At 61.2% G+C, this 16774-nt stretch carries 16 protein-coding genes; 4 read left to right on the top strand and 12 right to left on the bottom strand.

Translation table 11 applies throughout. The features are described from left to right. Window positions 1-17 precede the first annotated feature (17 nt). The 5 genes from V1471_RS10670 to V1471_RS10650 form a co-directional block, all read right to left on the bottom strand. Window positions 18-1274, bottom strand: coding sequence for an AAA family ATPase (locus V1471_RS10670; RefSeq protein ID WP_434288635.1), 1257 nt, complete (start codon window positions 1272-1274; stop codon window positions 18-20). 201 nt (window positions 1275-1475) lie between these two features. Continuing rightward, window positions 1476-2129: an OmpA family protein gene (locus V1471_RS10665; RefSeq protein WP_434288633.1), complete on the bottom strand. Its 654-nt coding sequence runs from the start codon at window positions 2127-2129 to the stop codon at window positions 1476-1478. A 6-nt stretch (window positions 2130-2135) separates the two neighbouring features. Continuing rightward, window positions 2136-3506: a type II and III secretion system protein family protein gene (locus V1471_RS10660; RefSeq protein WP_434288631.1), complete on the bottom strand. Its 1371-nt coding sequence runs from the start codon at window positions 3504-3506 to the stop codon at window positions 2136-2138. Between the two features lie 260 nt (window positions 3507-3766). Continuing rightward, entirely contained in the window at window positions 3767-4609 is an 843-nt protein-coding gene (gene cpaB, locus V1471_RS10655) for a Flp pilus assembly protein CpaB (protein WP_434288629.1), read from the bottom strand. A gap of 301 nt (window positions 4610-4910) precedes the next feature. Further along, on the bottom strand, window positions 4911-5150 hold the full coding sequence (locus tag V1471_RS10650; protein WP_434288627.1) for a Flp family type IVb pilin: 240 nt from the start codon (window positions 5148-5150) through the stop codon (window positions 4911-4913). 384 nt (window positions 5151-5534) lie between these two features. On the opposite strand from V1471_RS10650, the gene V1471_RS10645 reads away from it, so the two are divergent. Further along, window positions 5535-6380 carry a lytic transglycosylase domain-containing protein gene (locus tag V1471_RS10645; protein ID WP_434288625.1) on the top strand — a complete coding sequence of 282 codons (846 nt, stop codon included), beginning with the start codon at window positions 5535-5537 and terminating at the stop codon, window positions 6378-6380. 24 nt (window positions 6381-6404) lie between these two features. Here the strand turns inward: V1471_RS10645 and V1471_RS10640 are convergent, their stop codons facing one another. The 6 genes from V1471_RS10640 to V1471_RS10615 all read right to left on the bottom strand — a co-directional run bounded on the left by V1471_RS10640 (window position 6405) and on the right by V1471_RS10615 (window position 11887). Then, on the bottom strand, window positions 6405-7142 hold the full coding sequence (locus V1471_RS10640; RefSeq protein WP_434288624.1) for an SDR family oxidoreductase: 738 nt from the start codon (window positions 7140-7142) through the stop codon (window positions 6405-6407). Window position 7143: 1 nt separating this feature from the next. Beyond that, window positions 7144-8496 (bottom strand): FAD-binding oxidoreductase, encoded by a 1353-nt coding sequence (locus tag V1471_RS10635; protein WP_434288622.1) that lies wholly within the window; start codon window positions 8494-8496, stop codon window positions 7144-7146. Between the two features lie 152 nt (window positions 8497-8648). Beyond that, window positions 8649-9293: a CoA transferase subunit B gene (locus V1471_RS10630; RefSeq protein ID WP_434288621.1), complete on the bottom strand. Its 645-nt coding sequence runs from the start codon at window positions 9291-9293 to the stop codon at window positions 8649-8651. Between the two features lie 21 nt (window positions 9294-9314). Further along, complete coding sequence (locus V1471_RS10625; RefSeq protein ID WP_434288619.1) at window positions 9315-10100, bottom strand: hypothetical protein; 786 nt, start codon at window positions 10098-10100, stop codon at window positions 9315-9317. Then, entirely contained in the window at window positions 10097-11152 is a 1056-nt protein-coding gene (locus V1471_RS10620; protein WP_434288617.1) for a GSCFA domain-containing protein, read from the bottom strand. Before V1471_RS10620 ends, V1471_RS10625 begins: the two co-directional genes overlap by 4 nt. A 6-nt stretch (window positions 11153-11158) precedes the next feature. Beyond that, window positions 11159-11887 carry a CoA transferase subunit A gene (locus V1471_RS10615; protein WP_434288615.1) on the bottom strand — a complete coding sequence of 243 codons (729 nt, stop codon included), beginning with the start codon at window positions 11885-11887 and terminating at the stop codon, window positions 11159-11161. A 236-nt stretch (window positions 11888-12123) separates the two neighbouring features. Here V1471_RS10615 and V1471_RS10610 point away from each other — a divergent pair, with 236 nt between their 5' ends. Together V1471_RS10610 and V1471_RS10605 are read left to right on the top strand one after the other, a co-directional pair. Beyond that, window positions 12124-13023, top strand: a complete 900-nt coding sequence (locus V1471_RS10610) for an MBL fold metallo-hydrolase (RefSeq protein WP_434288614.1) — start codon at window positions 12124-12126, stop codon at window positions 13021-13023. A gap of 109 nt (window positions 13024-13132) precedes the next feature. Continuing rightward, the gene (locus tag V1471_RS10605; protein ID WP_434288612.1) at window positions 13133-13360 is read left to right on the top strand and encodes a hypothetical protein; all 228 of its coding nucleotides are present in this window, start codon (window positions 13133-13135) and stop codon (window positions 13358-13360) included. A 56-nt stretch (window positions 13361-13416) separates the two neighbouring features. Here V1471_RS10605 and topA read toward each other — a convergent pair whose 3' ends face one another. Then, window positions 13417-16122, bottom strand: a complete 2706-nt coding sequence (gene topA / locus V1471_RS10600) for a type I DNA topoisomerase (RefSeq protein WP_434288610.1) — start codon at window positions 16120-16122, stop codon at window positions 13417-13419. A gap of 153 nt (window positions 16123-16275) precedes the next feature. Between topA and V1471_RS10595 the strand changes: the two genes are divergently transcribed. Next, complete coding sequence (locus V1471_RS10595) at window positions 16276-16737, top strand: hypothetical protein (protein ID WP_434288609.1); 462 nt, start codon at window positions 16276-16278, stop codon at window positions 16735-16737. Window positions 16738-16774 lie beyond the last annotated feature (37 nt).

The raw sequence follows: 16774 nt of genomic DNA, 5'->3' as shown, positions 1-16774 counted from the left end.
CATGGCCGTGGCGGGCTTTATTGTGCCGCTTCGAGTTGCTGGCTCTGCCGCGCATGCAGCGAGGCCGCGAGTTTCTGAATTTCCTTGCGAAGCGGATTTTTCGCGGCCTCGATGCCAAGCGGCATGCCCTGATCGCAGGCATCGCGCACCGGGCGACCGCCATCGGGGAATTGCACGTCGATGTCGATTTCGAGGTTCTCCGCCATGCGTTTGAGACGCGCTTTCGCGGACAGATCCATGGCCTTCGGCGCGCGGTTCAACAGGAATCGCATCTTGTCGAAGGGCAGTTCCTCCGCCTTGAGCGCATTGCGCAGACGCAGGATGTTCTGGGCCGAGCGCAGATCCAGTTCGACCGGCGCGAAATAGAATTCAGCGGCGTTGAGCACGGCTTCGGTCCAGCTCACGAGCGTCATCGGCATGTCGAGAATGACATAGTCGAAATGCTTGCGCCCCATGTCGAGCAGACGCTGCACATCGGTCGCATCGATGAAATCGAGCGGCAGGATGTCCGGCGGCGCGGTCAGCACCGAAAGCTTGTCGTTGAAATTCATCAACGCGCCCTTGAAGGCGTCGTCATCCATCATTTCGGTGGAGGACAGAAGCTCATAGACCGCATTGCGCCGCGGCAGGTCGAGATAGGTCGAGACCGAGCCGTATTGCAGGTTGAAATCGATCAGAAGGACGCGCGGCTGCGGGCCTTTCTTTTCGATATTGGCGAGTTCCCAGGCGAGGTTGACCGCGATGGTCGTGGCGCCAGCACCGCCCGAAATGGATTGCACCGGCAGCACGATGCCATGTGCACCGCCGCCATGTGGGGCAGCATGCGCGGGGCGCGTATCCACGAAGTCGATGGCAGGCACCTTGCGCGGCGCATCGAGCCGTTCGATCGCCTCATGCAGGGCGTTTTCCGGCAGCGGGTAGGGGATGAAATCTTCGGCGCCGAGCTGCAACAGCTGATGCAGGACCATGGGGGAGATTTCGTCGGCGACGAGGATAACCTTGATGTCCTGGGCCTTGGCCGACTTGATCAGGTCCGCGATCATCGCCAACAGGCTTTCGTCCTCATGATCGAGCGCCATGGCGACGAATTTCAGCCCGCCGCTTTCCGGCTGACGGAAAAACTGCCGGGCATCTTCAAAGGAGAGGTCGCCCCAGGCTTCGCCCAGTTCAGCCTCCATGTCCTCGATCAGGAGATCGAAGTTCTGCACGTCCCGGCTGACGGTACAGGCCACAAGCGGGGCCGGGTCGTTTTGCAATAGAGCTTCACTCGTCATTGCTCAAAGCGTCCTTTTATTCGAACGCCAGGCTTTCGGTGGCTCAGACAGTCTCAAATGAGAAACCCGGCCCTGATCCCCTGGCGCGTTTGTCCGACTCGGTTGTCGGGCATACTGCTCCCATTGGGGATAAGGTGCCGGGGTATTGGGGCAACAATAGGGCCGAAATCGCGTAATAATTCGCTATTCTGCGACGATCGGTTATTCGGTGACGCTCCCTTCGGCGGAAATGCTGGTGCGCGATTGCGCGCTGCTGAGATATTCGCGGCGCACGATTGCGGCGTATTTCCCGTCCATGATCATCGGGGAACTCTCAACGAAACCAGATACTTCCGTGACCGTGCGGCGGTTTTTGCGCTCCGGGTTCTGGGTCACGATCAAGGGTTGGGTTTCGCCATAGGACACCATTGCCTCAAGCCGCGAACGGGAGATGCCATTGCGCGCCAATTCGGAAACAACGGCTTTCGCCCGGCGCAAACCCAGCGCTTTGTTATAGGCGTTCGAGCCGACGAGATCGGTATGACCGTAGACACGGAAGCGCACTTCCGGGAATTGCGCCATGAAATGCGCCTGTTTGCGGATCGCGTCGCGGGCGGCGCCGTCGAGCGTGTCGGAATTGAATTCGAAGTTCACCGTCGAGGGGACACTTGCGGCAAAGCGTTCGTTCAGGTCGATCACGTAATTCATCTGACCGGTCTGAACGAGGGTGTTGTTCATGGTCGAATTGCCGAAGGTGCCGTTGTCGAGATAGGCCCCGGCTTCCTGATTGAAGTAGTTCAGGGCGTTTTGATCCGAACAGGCGCCCAGAGCGAGCAGGGCGGAGGCGGCGAGCCAGAGTTTCAGAGAGATCCGCATGACGTCTTACTCCATCACGTAGCCATAGGAGCCGGAGAAATCCTGTTTCGCGACTTCTGCGGCGGCGCCGGTTTTCGGGGCCGTGGTGCCGCCAAAGGTTTTGCCGAAGAGGAAAAGATCGCTTTCGGTCGGGATTTTCACCCGGTCCGTCGGCAGGCTCAGCGCCATGCCGTTGACCGGCGTCACCAGATGCGGCGTCACGATGATGACGAGCTCGGATTGGCGACGGGTGTAATCGCTTGAGCGGAACAGAGCGCCGAGCACGGGGATGTCGCCAAGCCACGGCACCTGACCGACGAGATCTTCGAAATCGTCCTGAAGCAGACCCGCGATGGCAAAGCTCTGGCCGTCGCGCAGTTCTACGGTCGTGGAGGTCTCGCGGCGTTTGAAGGAGTTGAGGGTGAAGCCGTCGACGGTGTAGTTGACAGAGCTGTCGACACCGGAGACGGCGGCGCGCATTTCAAGGTTGATCTGGTCGCCGTTCACCACGCGGGGGGTGAATTCGAGTTCGACGCCAAAGGGTTTGTAATCGATCGAAACACCATCGTTGTCGCGCACGGGGATCGGATATTCGCCACCGGCGAGGAATTTCGCCTGCTGCCCGGAGAGGGCGGTCAGGTTGGGTTCCGAAAGGGTGCGGACGAGGCCTTTCTCTTCCATGGCTTCCAAAAGCACGGAGAGTTCGGTGTCGCCGATCTTGCCTGCGATCGAGAATTGCCCCTGACCATCTCCGCCAGCGGAGCCGCCGAGTGTTGCGGTGCTGCTGGCGTCATTGCCGCCGTAGGTCACACCCACATTTGCGGTGAAACTTTTTGAAACCGAACGGGACATTTCGGCGAAACGAACTTTCAGCATCACCTGTTGCGTGCCGCCGATGTTCATCATGTTCGAGACGCGGCCCGGCGCATAGCGATCGGCCAGCTCGATGGCCCGGTTCATCATGATGGCCGAAGAAATCGTACCCGACAGCACGATCCCGTCATTTGCGGTGCGCACCTCGATGATCTCGTTCGGCATGATCTGGCGCAGGCGTTCCTTGAACTCGGTCACATCCGGCGTCACCTGAACCTGCACGTTGGTGATCAGGGAGCCGTCGGGGGCCAGAAGGGTCATGGTCGTCATGCCCGGCGCGCGGCCCAGCACATAGATCGAGCGTTCGGAAAGGGTCGAGATGTCGGCGATGGCCGCATTGGCAATCGAGATTTCGGCGAAAGGTTCATCGCTTTCGACAACCACGGCGCGGTTCATCGGCACGTTCAGGACGCCGGAGGGCGATCCCGTCATCACACGGAGTTTTTCTGCGAAAGCCCCGGTCGGGCTAGCACCGATAACGGCAAGCCCGACGAGGGCCGCCTTGATCAAATTCAACGTTTTCATGTGATCCTGCCTCTGTCGACCACGCCTCAATCCATCGGGTTCTTTGCGACCCATTTGCTCAGACAATGCGTTAATTTAACTTTTTATGCAAGAATCAATCTCTTGGGCGACGTTTGTGATGTGGATAAGCCACAAGGGGCGCTGCCGGATTTCAGACTGTATCAGGACAAGTCTTTGATCAAATCGAAAAAAATCCCGGATCGGTCTGTGCCGTCATCCGGGACCTTTTCAGGGCGGCGATATGCCCGTGTGGGTCAGTGTCACTCCGTGCAGGGAATGTTCATCACGATGACTTCGCCAGCTTTGCGGGTTCGCACGGTGCAGACCTTGGCTTTCGGAGCGGCGGTGTAGACCTGTTCTTCGATGCCCAGAAGCGTGTTCTTGTCGACTTCGACGCTGTCGATCACGGTGTCGTCGTTGCGCCCGACGAGGGCAAGCGACAGGCGTCCGGTGCTTTGCGCCGTCGCCAGCGTCGCCACCTGCGTCGGCGTGGCTTCGACGGTCACCGTGCGGGCAATGTTGGTGGTCTGCGGGTCGCTGCTGGAAATCTGGTCGACGGCGACCAGCGGGATCGAGGTCTGGATGAGCTTCGTCACGTCGCGCCCACTATCGGGGAGGCGGCCGGTCCAGTAGACATCGACGCGGTCGCCGGGATGCAGGAAGCCCGACACGCCGGAGGCTACGTCGACGCGGATCGCGAAGGCGCGCATGCCCTTGGCGAGACGGGAGGCCACGCCGGCATCTTCGCCGGGGGCGGTGAGCTTGACCGCGAGCAGGGGCTCCATCGGTTCGATGTTGCGCAGCACGCGGCGCGGCACGTCCGGTCCCTCTGGGAAGAGATCCGCTTCGGTCAGGAAGGCGCCTTTCGGCATGGCGTCGTTCGGCCAGCGGACTTTTTTCACCATGCTCGGCAGCAGCGGGTCGCCATAGCTCAGGGCTTTCTTCGCGACATAGATGTCCGTTGTCTGGACGGCATTGGCACGCATGGCCTTTTCACGGTCCAGTTCGGCCTGATAGGTCGACAGGTACCCGCGAGTCATATGAACGGCGAACCCGGCCAGGGCGACACCGATCACAAGGACCAATCCGAAAATAATACGCATAACTTTCCCTCTACTTGCGGACCCATGTCGGGCATGACAACCGCTTCGCGGCCCAGACCCTTGGGAACACTCGTTCAGAGTTTCATCGAAATACGGCAAATTGGTGGTTTTGCCGCGGCGCAGTCGTGAATTTTTGCCAATCCCGGAACAAACCGGGCGTTTTGCCGATGCTGTTCGCCGATGCTCCGATTGGCCCCGGCGGGGGCGACAATCGTTCCCTGACAAGAAAACCGCGCCTGAGTGGCGCGGTTTTGAAGCTCAGGCCGACTTTCGTCGGGAAAACTAGCTGAGGAAGAGCTTATTATTCGATGACCGTTTCGTCGGTTTCTTCGGACGCCGTCGCGTCATCGGAGTAGTCGATCACGGTACGAGCGGAGAGGTCGTCGGAAATTTTTGCGCCGAGGGTTTTGGTGCCACCGGCAACAGTGGTCAGAACGGCGATGCCGAGGCCCACGACGGCGGAGGTCAGCACGACCCAGTCAACGGTCACAGCACCGTCTTCGTCACGGGAGAAGTTTTTGTAGAGTTTGAAGAATTTCATTTGGTATCCCTCCGAGGATGTGTTCAGTTTGGTTTCCACGTCTTGGCGATTTCGAGCTTGGCGTTTCCCTTGCCTCAGCGCTCCGTCTCGCTTTCGATGACCCTATATGGCCCCCCAACTGGGGCGAGAGTTGGGCAGGATTGGTACGTTTTTGGAAACGGCACAGATTGCGCGGAAAATCAATTCAACTCATTGATTTTAAAATATAAAAAATTTTAACTATTTTGTATGAAAATGCTTTTGAGTGGTTTTTCCGGTTAACCCTGACATGAGATTGGTGCTGGAATCGCCTAAAATTCTGGTTCTTGGCCGAGATTTTTGCGAAACTGTCGGCAAAAGCGGCCGGTGTTTCGGATCGGACCGCCCCTTGAGAGCAGTATGATCATGTCGTTTTTCCTGAATCGCGCGGGGCTTTGCGCGCTTGCCGTGAGTCTGAGCTGTCTTGCTGGTGGATCTTCGCTGCGCGCCGAAGAGGCGAGCGCGCCGCCGCCCTGGCCGGAGGTGCGTCCGAAACGCATCGGTGTGCCCACGGATGGGGCCGGGCATCTCATCGACGTGCAGATCAGGCCGGGAATGAAAACCGTAAAAGCGCCGCCCGCCGTGCCCGATCCGGTTGCCCCGGTGCCTGCGGAATTGCTGGACTGGTACTGGAGTGCCGTGCCGCACGATCTTGCGGGGGCGGGCCCCGAACGGTTCGGTGCGGCCTTGGCCGCGCTCGATCTCGATCCCGGCAAGTCGATTCCCAGCCCGAGCTTTCAGCAGGTCACGGACATCGCCAATCGCTATGGCAGCTCGCTTTTGCTGCATTCCATCGGGACGAAGGTGAGCCCCGCGCTGGCGCTGGCGGTGATGGCGGTCGAATCCTCCGGCAATGCGGAGGCGGTGAGCGGGGCGGGGGCGCAGGGGCTGATGCAGCTTATCCCGGCGACGGCGGAGCGGTTCGGCGTCGATGCCAAGGACCCGGATCAGAACATCAAGGGCGGCATCACCTATCTCGACTGGCTTTTGAACGAGTTCAACGGCGACGTGGCGCTGGCGCTGGCGGGGTATAATGCCGGAGAGAATGCCGTGAAGGCCAACAATGGCCCGCCGCCCTATGCCGAAACCCGCGCCTATGTGCCGAAGGTTCTGGCGGCCTGGCAGGTGGCCAAGGGGCTGTGCCTCAGCCCACCGGAACTGTATTCCGACGGCTGTGTGTTTGCGACCAACGCGGTGCGGGCGCAAAATTGAAAAAAGGGCCCGAAGGCCCTCTCGTCAGATCGAAAGTTTCTTGAAGAGGAACTCCGGGATCAACCGGATGATCAGCATGATGTAGCGCCAGAAGAACGGCGTGTAGATCACGTTCTTTTTCTTGTGCACGGCTTTGAGGATGTCTTTGGCCACCGCGTCGGGGGAGGCGACGAGGAACATGCCCTCGATGCCCCAGGTCATCGCGGTGTCGACGAAGCCGGGTTTGACGGTGACCACATGTCCACCCGCCCGCGTCAGCCGGTTGCGCAGGCCGGAGAGATAGGTGGCGAAGCCCGCTTTCGCGGAGCCGTAAACGTAATTGCCGATCCGGCCGCGATCTCCCGCCACCGAGGTGACGCCCACCACCGTGCCTTGGCCGCGCTCTTCGAGATGCGGGGCGAGCAGGGAGAGGAAGGTGGCGGGGCCGATATAGCTGTCCTGTACCACGCCGTCGATCAGGGTCGGATCGGCGTCGATGGCGGATTGCTCCGGCATGGAGCCGACGAAAACGGCGCAGTTGAGCGTGCCGTCCTCGGCGATGGCACGCGCGATGATCGGTGCGAATGTTGCGCTGTCGCGCGCATCGAAACGTAGGGCTTCGGCTTTGAGCGCGCCACGGGCAAGGCAATCATGGGCGGTGGCGGAGAGGTCGTCCATGTCGCGACCGCAGAGCAGGAGCACCGCGCCCTCCTTGGCGAGACGGCGGGCCGTGGCGCGGGCCATGGAAGAGGTGGCGCCGAGAATGATCCAGGTGTGTTGCATCTCAGGCCCCTTTCCCGCGCAGGTTCAGACGCCGCACCAGATCGGTTTCGAACGTGCGCGTTGGGTCGGCGGCATTGACGGTCTCGGCCCAGAGGTCCCGATCCGGGTACATGCCTTTGATCTGCGCCGCATCGGCGACACCGTCCTTGGCGAAATAGATCCGCCCGTCCGCGTCCTGCGTCATCTGGGTCAGCTCGGCGATCAGCTCTTGCGATCCGTCCCGGTTCGGGACGTCGATGGCCAGCGTATAGCCTTCCATCGGGAAGGACAGATAGCCGCCACGCCCCGGCCCCATTTTCTTGAGCACGGCCAGCGGCGAACAAAGATGCGAGGCGGCGATCTTTTCGAGCATCGCGCGCAGCACGTCGACCCGATCCGTGGGCAGGACGCATTGGAACTGGTGGAACCCACGCTTGCCATAAAGCCGGTTCCAGTCGTGAAACGCATCGAGCGGGAACAGTACCTTGTGGATCGGCTTGACGGAGGTGCGGCCCCCGGTCGGCACTTTGCGGAGATAGGCGGCGTTGAACAGGCGCACGATGGGAGACGACAGCGCCCAGCCCGGCGCATTCATCGGCACCGAGACCGCGGCTTCGCCGGAGCGGTCCATCCCGGTCACCAGCTCGCTTTCCTCAAGAATGCCGCGGCCAAGCGCATCGCCCGTGGCGGTGCCGTCGATCCAGCCGACCGTGCAGGGCGTCTGGCTGTCGTCGAAAGCGCGCAGAAAGGCGTCAAGGTTCTCGATCCGCCGTTCCGTGAGGCGCATCATCTCGCCGGGGCAGGGCATGAGTTGCAGGGTTGCCTTGGCGATCACCCCGGTCTGGCCGAGGCCCCCGAGGGTGGCCAGCCAGATCGCACCGCTGTCCGGGGTGATGGTGCGCGAGGTCTCGCCTTGCAAAAGCGTGATCTCGGTCACGTGTTGTCCGAAGCTGCCCTGCGTGTGGTGGTTCTTGCCATGCACGTCATTGGCGATACAGCCGCCGACGGTGGCAAAGCCGGTGCCGGGCATCACGGCGGGGAGCCAGCCTTTGGGGGCCGAGAGCCGCGCCAGATCGCCGATGGGCATCCCGGCCTCGACGGTGACGAGACCGCTGTCCGTGTCGAAGGCCAATACCCGATCAAGCCGGGTCATGTCATAGGCCTGCCCCCCGTCATTCAGCGCCACGTCGCCATAGGAGCGGCGCAGGCCGAAGGCGGGCGCGGGGCTTTGGGCGACAGCGCGGGCGAGGATGGATTGACGTTCGGGGCGGGCGATCTGGCCCGCAGCGGAACGCGCCCGGCCCCAGCCGGTATAGGTGAGGGAGTGCCAGACCGTCGGGGTCACTGATTTGGGGGAGGGCTGCTCTGGGATCATGGTCTTATGACTGTGACTGATTTCTTCGCTGAATAAATAACAATTGGGGCGAGAGTGTGATGCTGTTTCGGATTTCTGAACAATCTTTGTAAAAGAAAACGCGGCCCCGTCCGGGAGCCGCGTTTGGTTTTTTCTCGGTAAAAATATTCAGATCAGTTCACAATCGTTGCCTCGGTCGCGGCGCGCAGGTCTTCTTCGCTGACGCCCTCGGCCAGTTCGATCAGCTTCAACCCGCCTTCGACCACATCGAGCACGCCGAGATTGGTGATCACCCGATCCACCACGCCCTGACCGGTGAGTGGCAGGGTGCATTGGTGCAGAAGTTTGCTTTCGCCGTGCTTGTTGGTGTGATCCATGACCACCACCACACGGCCCACGCCCGCCACGAGATCCATCGCGCCGCCCATGCCCTTGACGAGCTTGCCGGGGATCATCCAGTTCGCCAGATCGCCCTTCTCGTCGACCTCCATCGCGCCCAAAATTGCCATGGCGATCTTGCCGCCCCGGATCATACCGAAGGAAAACGAGCTGTCGAAATAGGCGGTGTTGGGCAGTTCCGTGATGGTCTGCTTGCCGGCGTTGATCAGGTCCGGGTCCTCGTCGCCCTCATAGGGGAACGGGCCCATGCCCAGCATGCCGTTTTCCGATTGCAGCGTGACGGTGACGCCCTCGGGGATGAAATTCGGCACCAGAGTCGGGATGCCGATCCCGAGGTTCACATAGGTGCCGTCCTGTAGTTCCTGTGCGGCGCGCGCCGCCATCTGGTTGCGATCCCAGCCTTTGGTCGTTTCGGCCATTTGTGTCTCCTCCGTTAACTCTCACTCCGCAAGGGCATCCGCGCCCTCCGGGACTATTCCAAGTCGGTCCTGTGCGAAGGCACAGAACACCTGCCATCCGTAATCGGCATTCATGTGGCGATGATCGACGGTCTCCATGCCGGGGTCCGTGTCGGGCCGGGCATAGCGATCCTCGGTCATGAATTGACCGGCGCGGGTCTCCTGCGGTTGCAGCATGACATCGAGCCCGATACGCGCCATTTCCTCTTCGATCATCGCCTCGTAGCGTTGCATCCATTTCGCGCCATGCGGGCGTTTGCGCAGCGACGCGAGGGCGAATTCATGCCCCGGACCTGCGGCTACGGACCGCGCGAGCGGGTAGGGGGCAGGCAGGAAGCAATGGCGCGGATCGGCCCCGAAACGTTCGGCCAGCCGTTCGGCGCGCTGGTGCACCAATCCTCGCAACAGATCGCCGAGCGCGGCTTCTGAGAGGAAGGCGCGGGAGGTGCGTTCCGGTTCCTCGAGAATGTCGTGAAACACCATGAGCCGCATGGCGTGATTGAGCGTATAGCGCTCGCCGACATGCAGAATGCGGGCGAAGGGCGCAAAGTCGATTTCGTTTGTGTCCATCCAGCCCAGCAAATGGCTGGCGTCCTCCGGGGCGCGAAACACGCCGCCCTCGTAAAGGGCCGCACTGTAAATCTGTCCGGGCAGGCCGAAGTAGGTCACATCCAGAGTTGGAAACGCTTCGGCGATCCGGTGCCGTGCGGTGTAGAACGCGCCGGTGTGAGAGGTGCCGATGATGAGAATTTTCTGTCTGTCGCTCATGACCGGCTCGCCTCGATCAAAGCTTCTTCGCAGACCAGATCGGCCTCTTCCAACCCGTCGTCCTCCGGCGTCTTGCGGGCGATCTGCGGCGCGTCTTCGGCCTCCGTGCCATGTGCCCGAAAGAACATGCGCATCGCCGAGGCAACGCCCTCTTCGGTGACGGAGCGCAGGTTCTCCTTGTAGAACCGCCCGCCCGCCGCCGGGTTGGTCACCAACTCATAAGACGGGAAGTAATCGACATTGTCGTATTTCGCCGCAACCTCGCCTGCCGCCGCACGCAGGGTCGCTTTGGAATAGGCGGTCGCGGGCAAAACATGGCCGCCGGTCGCCGTGGCCGTCAAAGGCACGGGCGAAATGGTCAAAAGCATCCGGATGTCAGGGCGCAGGGCCATCAGACGGCTGCGCAGGTCTTCGAGATCGTCGCGCACCTCCGGCAGGCTGAAATTGTGAAAGCCGAAGACCTCGGGGTCGTAATGGCCCGCGAGCGTGCCGGGCGCGGTCGGGTAGACCGTGCCGCTCTCAAGATGAAACCAGACTTCGGTCAGCCCCAGCGTGAAGACAAAGACATCCGCCCGGCGCACGGCGCGGAGCACGCGGCGCAGATGGACCGCACGGGCTTCGAGCACATGTTCGGGTGTTGCCAGACCCTGAGGTTCGACATTCGGGCGTTGTGCGTCGAAATAGCGTCCGTCGTGCTCCCAGATCGGTTCGGCGGGTTTGATCTCCCCCTGCGCCTCGCGCAGAAGCTGCACCATCTGGCGCACGGTGTAGATATTGCCGTAACGCGCCGAGTAGAGCGCGTAGCCGTAACGATTGAGCACCTCGCGCGGGAACGGTCCTTTGGGGGTCTCCACGTCGATCACCGCCCAGTCGCGCGCCACGAGATTGCGATGCACATGCTGGGCAAAGCAACTCCCCGCCGTCATGATCCGATCCGTCGGCGAGATGCGGAATTTCGGCACGCACAGCCCCTCGATCGCCGTCGGATCGGCCTCGGCCACGCCGCTCCGCCAAAAGGCGGAGCCGGGCAGGTGATCGTAGGGGGTGCCCATCTGCGCTTACGCCGCCGGATGTGGGCGGGTCGCCCCAGAGGGGCGCGGGCGCGTGGTGCGCTGTTCGATGCGCTTTTCGTGCTCGCCCTGGATCAGACGATGCACATAGACGCCGGGCAGGTGAATGCAATCGGGATCGAGCGAGCCGGTGGGGACGATCTCCTCGACCTCCATGATGCAGATCTTGCCGCACATCGCCGCGGGCGGGTTGAAATTGCGCGCGGTCTTGCGGAACACGGCATTGCCGGTCTCGTCGGCTTTCCACGCTTTCACGATGGAAATGTCGGCGAAAATACCCTCTTCGAGGATATAGGTCTCGCCGTTAAAGTCCTTGTGCTCTTTGCCCTCGGCGATCACTGTGCCGACACCCGTCTTGGTGTAGAACCCCGGAATGCCCGCCCCCGCCGCGCGCATGCGTTCGGCCAGCGTGCCCTGAGGGTTGAATTCAAGCTCCAGCTCGCCCGAGAGGTATTGCCGCATGAACTCGGCGTTCTCGCCCACATAGGACGAGATCATTTTCTTGATCTGGCGGGTTTCCAAGAGCTTCCCGAGACCGAACCCGTCGACGCCCGCGTTGTTCGAGGCCACAGTCAGGTCCTTGACGCCGCTCTCGACCAGCGCTTCGATCAACAGTTCGGGGATGCCGCAGAGGCCAAAACCGCCCGCCGCGATCAACATCCCGTCCGTCAAGAGCCCGTCGAGGGCGTCCGCCGCCGAGCCATATACTTTCTTCATCTTGCTCCTCCCGAAAATCCCGAAATCCATTGCGCCGATTAATCGGGTTCTGCCACCGCAAGTCAATCATGTGCTGCGCCACAGCGAGCATTGTCCGTCTGGCGAACGGTTGTGCGGAGCGCCGGGGCATGACGGCTGCGACAAAATAGCTTACGGTTTCAGTCGGGCTTGAAACTCTGCCGTTGCTAATCATATTCCATTTTGAGAATATGATTAGCAACGCACAGGAGACCTTCATGCAATTTTTCGCCGCTTCCGCAAATCCCGGCAGCCCGGACGTCGCCGCCTTTTACGAAGAGGTGACCGGGTCCTGGCAATATGTCGTGTCCGATCCGAAGACCAAAGCCGCCGCCATCATCGACCCGGTGCTCGATTTCGACGCCGCCGCCGGGGCCACCTGGACCGCCAGCGCAGATGAGATTTTGGCCTATGTCAAGGAGCAAGGGCTGAACGTGGTCTGGGTGCTCGACACCCACCCTCATGCCGACCACTTTTCCTCTGCGCCCTATCTGGCGAAAAAGCTGAACGCGCCGCAGGCCATCGGGCGCAAGGTGCTCGATGTCCAGAACATCTGGGCCGATCTCTATGCCGACGACAGCCTGAAAAACCGCGACGACTATTGGGACCGTCTGTTCGAGCCGGGCGAGATATTCGGCATTGGCAGCCTGACGGCCAAGGTGATTCTCTCGACCGGCCACACTCTGGCGTCGATTTCCTACGTGATCGGTGATGCCGTCTTCGCCCATGACACCTTCATGGTGCCCGACAGCGGCAGCTCGCGCGCGGACTTCCCCGGCGGGTCCTCCGAAGAGCTTTGGAACAGTTTGCAGGAGATCCTGGCGATGCCGGGCGACACCCGCGTTTTCGTCGGTCACGATTACCGCAAGGGCGGGCGCGAAGAGGCCTGTATGGCCACGGTGGCGGAGCATAAGGCCGCGAATATCCACGTGAAAGACGGCATCAGCAAGGAAGAGTTCATCGCCGCGCGGGACGCCCGCGATGCCACTTTGCCGCTGCCGAAACAGATGCTCTACGCGTTGCAGATCAACATTCGCGGCGGGCGGCTGCCGGAGCCGGATGACAAGGGGCGCGCGGTGCTGCGCATCCCGTTCAACCGGTTCGAGCCAAAGCACTGATCCTTTGGATCGGCGGAAAGGCGCTCCCTCGGGGGCGCCTTTAATCATTTGTTAAGAAAGTGAGCGAACGTTTAACTCAGGCTTCATACTTTCCAGGGAGGAGAATATTATGTCCCAGCTTTATTCCATGATCGGCGGCAACCACATCTTTTCGAAGAGCGGCACGTTCGAGGGGCTGATCGCGAAAGATGCGGTGATCGAGGAGGGGGTTGAATTGACCCTCAAGGGGATGGTGGGTGGCAATGTCGTGGTGAAACCCGGTGCGGCCCTTTATCTCAAGGCTATGGTCGGGGGCTGCATTCACAATCACGGCGGACGGCTGCACCCGGTGACCTGAACCGGCCAAGAAAAAGGGCGCTCAGAGGCGCCCTTTCTGTTTCATGGTCCTGAACCTCAGCCCTCGATGACCGGATCGTCATCGGCATTTGCGACTTTCTTTTTCGTCGCGGTTGTTTTCGCCGCCGTCTTTTTCGGGGCTGCTTTCTTCGCGGCCGGTTTCTTGGCCGTCGGCTTTTTCGCGGGGGTCTTTTTGGCTGCCGGCTTTTTGGCGGCGGTTTTCTTGCCGCTCTTCGCGGCTTTCTCCGCGATCAACTCCACCGCCTGTTCCATGCTCAGGTCTTCGGGCTTGATGTCCTTCGGCAGGGTCGCGTTGACCTTCTCCCATTTCACATAGGGACCATAGCGTCCTTCCATGACACTCACCGGCCCGCCATCCGGATGCTCGCCCAATTCCTTGAGCGGTTTCGCCGCCGCAGAGCGTCCGCGCCCCGGATTGTTGCGCTTCTCGGTGATCATCTCGACCGCGCGGTTCATGCCGATCTCGAACACGTCGTTCGGGTCCTTGAGATTGGCGTAAACCGGTTTGGCCTCATCGGGCAACTGATGCATCAGATAGGGGCCGAAGCGCCCGAAATTGGCGGAGATCATCGCGCCTTCGTACGCGCCGATCTCGCGCGGCAGGTTCAAAAGCGTGAGCGCCTTTTCCAGATCCATATCGTCCTTCGACCAGCCTTTCGGCAGGGAGGCGCGGGGCGGCTTTTTGTTTTCGGGCGTCGGTTCGCCGCGCTGAACATAGGGGCCGAAACGCCCGGATTTCAGCCAGATCTCGTCGCCATTGTCTTCGCCCAACACACGCTCGTCGCCCTCGGCGCCTTCGCCCGCGATGGGACGCGTGTAGGTGCATTCCGGGTAGTTCGAACAACCGACAAACCCGCCGGTGCGCGAGGTTTTGAGGTGCAGAGAGCCCTGACCGCATTTCGGACAGATGCGCGGATCGGTTCCGTCCTCTCGCGGTGGGTAAAGCTGCGGAGCCAAGGCTTCGTCAAGTTTATCAAGCACTTCGGAGATGCGCAGATCGCTGGTTTCTTCGATCGCCGCATGAAAATCACGCCAGAAACGTGCGAGCACTTCTTTGTAATCAAGATCGCCCGCCGAGATTTCATCAAGCTGCTCTTCGAGGTTCGCAGTGAATTCGTACCCCACGTATTTGCGGAAGAAATTCATCAGGAAGATCGTGACGATCCGGCCCTTGTCCTCGGGGATCAGGCGGTTCTGTTCCTTGCGGACATATTCGCGGTCGACAATCGTGGAAAGCACGGAGGCGTAGGTCGAGGGGCGCCCGATGCCCAGTTCTTCCATCCGTTTGACCAAGGTGGCTTCGGTGTAGCGCGGCGGCGGGTTGGTGTGGTGCTGAAGCCCCAGAACGGAGTCTTCCGCGCCCAGAACCGCCTCTTTTTCGGCGGCTTCGGCCTTCAGAGCGCCCGCGACTTTTTTCAGAGCCTCGCCCTGCATGATCTGCGGCAGACGGCCTTCGTCATCCTCGTCCACATCGTCGCGGCCTTCGGTGTAGACCGCCATGAAGCCGTCGAACACCACGACCTGACCGGTGGCGCGCAGCACGACTTCGTGGTCGTCGGAGGCGATGTCCACCGTGGTGCGTTCGAGTTTCGCGCCTTCCATCTGGCAGGCAATCGTGCGTTTCCAGATCAGATCGTAAAGCTTGCGCTGATCGGCATCGGTCAGTTTCACGCTGTCAGGGGCGGCGAACATGTCCGTCGGGCGGATACATTCGTGGGCTTCCTGCGCGTTTTTCGCCTTGTTCTTGTAGATGCGCGGCGAGGCGGGCACGTATTTGTCGCCATAGCGCGATTTGATCGCGTCGCGGGCCTGGGTTACGGCTTCGGGCGCCATGTCGATGCCGTCGGTCCGCATATAGGTGATCAGCCCGGCCTCATAAAGCCGCTGCGCCGCGTTCATCGTCTGGCGCGCGCCCATGCCGAATTTGCGGCTGGCCTCTTGCTGGAGCGTCGAGGTCATGAAGGGGGCAGACGGGTTGCGGGAGGCGGGTTTCGCCTCGACCGAGATCACCTTGAGCGCGCGGGACGACACGGCCTGAACGGCCATTTCGGCGCGCATCCGGTCCTTGAGATCGAATTTGTCGAGCTTTTTGCCCGAAAGTTGGGTCAAACGCGCTTCGAATGTCTGCCCGCGGGGCGTTTCCAGCATTGCCTTGACCGACCAGTATTCCTGCGGATTGAACGCCTCGATCTCCATCTCGCGCTCGACGATGAGACGCAGGCACACCGATTGCACACGCCCCGCCGAGCGCGCGCCCGGCAGTTTGCGCCACAAGACCGGCGAGAGGTTGAAGCCCACAAGATAGTCCAACGCCCGGCGCGCCAGATAGGCGTCGACCAGCGGCACGTCGACCTGACGCGGATGTTTCATGGCTTCGAGAATGGCGGGTTTGGTGATCGCATTGAAGGTCACGCGCGACACGGCGGTGGTTTTCTTGATCGCCTTGCGCTTGGTCAGCGCCTCTTGCAGGTGCCACGAAATCGCCTCCCCTTCGCGATCGGGGTCGGTGGCGAGGATCAGTGCGTCGTCGTCTTTCAAGGCATCGGCGATGGCCTTGACGTGTTTGCGACTGTCCGCGCCGATCTCCCATGTCATGTCGAAATCCTGATCCGGATCGACGGAGCCGTCCTTGGCCGGAAGATCGCGAACGTGACCGTAGGAGGCCAGAACGGTGTAATCCTTGCCGAGATATTTGTTGATCGTTTTGGCCTTTGCGGGGGATTCGACGACAACAACGGGCATGGAACGTCCTTAGGATTCTGAAACGGGGGGCCTTATGGCGGCGGAAAATGGGCTGAGGGAGGCCGGATTGTCAATGCATCGCCGGGATTATTGTTTCCCCTCGGGTCCGAATGCGCGAGGATCGGGCAGGTTTTCGAGCAGGGAGTGCGGAGGATGAGACAGATGAGACGATGGGCCGTAGCGATGGCGACGATGATCCTGCCCTCGCTCGGATTTGCCCAGAACTGGCACGAACCGGCCCGCGGCACGGTGGAACGCGCGCAGTTGATGAATGCGATCCGGCCGGTTGTCGAATGGCAACTGGGACGCCCGGTCGAGTTCGTGGTGCGTCAATTGCGCGCGAGCGGCGATCATGCCTTTGCCATGCTGGCACCAGAGCGTCCGGGCGGCGGTGCGATCCATGTCGCCGAGACCCCCATGGTGCGCTATTTCGGCGAGGATGCGTCTTACTTCGAGGAGGTCGGCGGGCTCGATGTCATCGCCTTCCTGATCCGCGAGGGCGATCAATGGGCTGTGGTCGATCACAGCATCGGCGCGACGGATGTCTGGTTTGCCCGCGAGCCCTATTGCAGCGCTTTTCCGGTCGTTTTGCACGGCTACTGTCCCCTGGAGTGACGAGAATGCCATCGGCGCTGGCGGGTGTTCCTGACAC

It is taken from the genome of Celeribacter sp. SCSIO 80788, assembly GCF_051054295.1.
Lineage (GTDB): Bacteria > Pseudomonadota > Alphaproteobacteria > Rhodobacterales > Rhodobacteraceae > Celeribacter.
Note: the sequence above shows the minus strand (reverse complement) of the source record. Positions and strands in the feature narration are given on the sequence as shown.

Bases quoted from the DNA above. Each gene is read 5' to 3' on its own strand.
- V1471_RS10670 (WP_434288635.1), bottom strand. From the start codon at position 1,274: ATGACGAGTGAAGCTCTATTGCAAAACGACCCGGCCCCGCTTGTGGCC.
- V1471_RS10665 (WP_434288633.1), bottom strand. From the start codon at position 2,129: ATGCGGATCTCTCTGAAACTCTGGCTCGCCGCCTCCGCCCTGCTCGCT.
- V1471_RS10660 (WP_434288631.1), bottom strand. From the start codon at position 3,506: ATGAAAACGTTGAATTTGATCAAGGCGGCCCTCGTCGGGCTTGCCGTT.
- cpaB (WP_434288629.1), bottom strand. From the start codon at position 4,609: ATGCGTATTATTTTCGGATTGGTCCTTGTGATCGGTGTCGCCCTGGCC.
- V1471_RS10650 (WP_434288627.1), bottom strand. From the start codon at position 5,150: ATGAAATTCTTCAAACTCTACAAAAACTTCTCCCGTGACGAAGACGGT.
- V1471_RS10645 (WP_434288625.1), top strand. From the start codon at position 5,535: ATGTCGTTTTTCCTGAATCGCGCGGGGCTTTGCGCGCTTGCCGTGAGT.
- V1471_RS10640 (WP_434288624.1), bottom strand. From the start codon at position 7,142: ATGCAACACACCTGGATCATTCTCGGCGCCACCTCTTCCATGGCCCGC.
- V1471_RS10635 (WP_434288622.1), bottom strand. From the start codon at position 8,496: ATGATCCCAGAGCAGCCCTCCCCCAAATCAGTGACCCCGACGGTCTGG.
- V1471_RS10630 (WP_434288621.1), bottom strand. From the start codon at position 9,293: ATGGCCGAAACGACCAAAGGCTGGGATCGCAACCAGATGGCGGCGCGC.
- V1471_RS10625 (WP_434288619.1), bottom strand. From the start codon at position 10,100: ATGAGCGACAGACAGAAAATTCTCATCATCGGCACCTCTCACACCGGC.
- V1471_RS10620 (WP_434288617.1), bottom strand. From the start codon at position 11,152: ATGGGCACCCCCTACGATCACCTGCCCGGCTCCGCCTTTTGGCGGAGC.
- V1471_RS10615 (WP_434288615.1), bottom strand. From the start codon at position 11,887: ATGAAGAAAGTATATGGCTCGGCGGCGGACGCCCTCGACGGGCTCTTG.
- V1471_RS10610 (WP_434288614.1), top strand. From the start codon at position 12,124: ATGCAATTTTTCGCCGCTTCCGCAAATCCCGGCAGCCCGGACGTCGCC.
- V1471_RS10605 (WP_434288612.1), top strand. From the start codon at position 13,133: ATGTCCCAGCTTTATTCCATGATCGGCGGCAACCACATCTTTTCGAAG.
- topA (WP_434288610.1), bottom strand. From the start codon at position 16,122: ATGCCCGTTGTTGTCGTCGAATCCCCCGCAAAGGCCAAAACGATCAAC.
- V1471_RS10595 (WP_434288609.1), top strand. From the start codon at position 16,276: ATGAGACAGATGAGACGATGGGCCGTAGCGATGGCGACGATGATCCTG.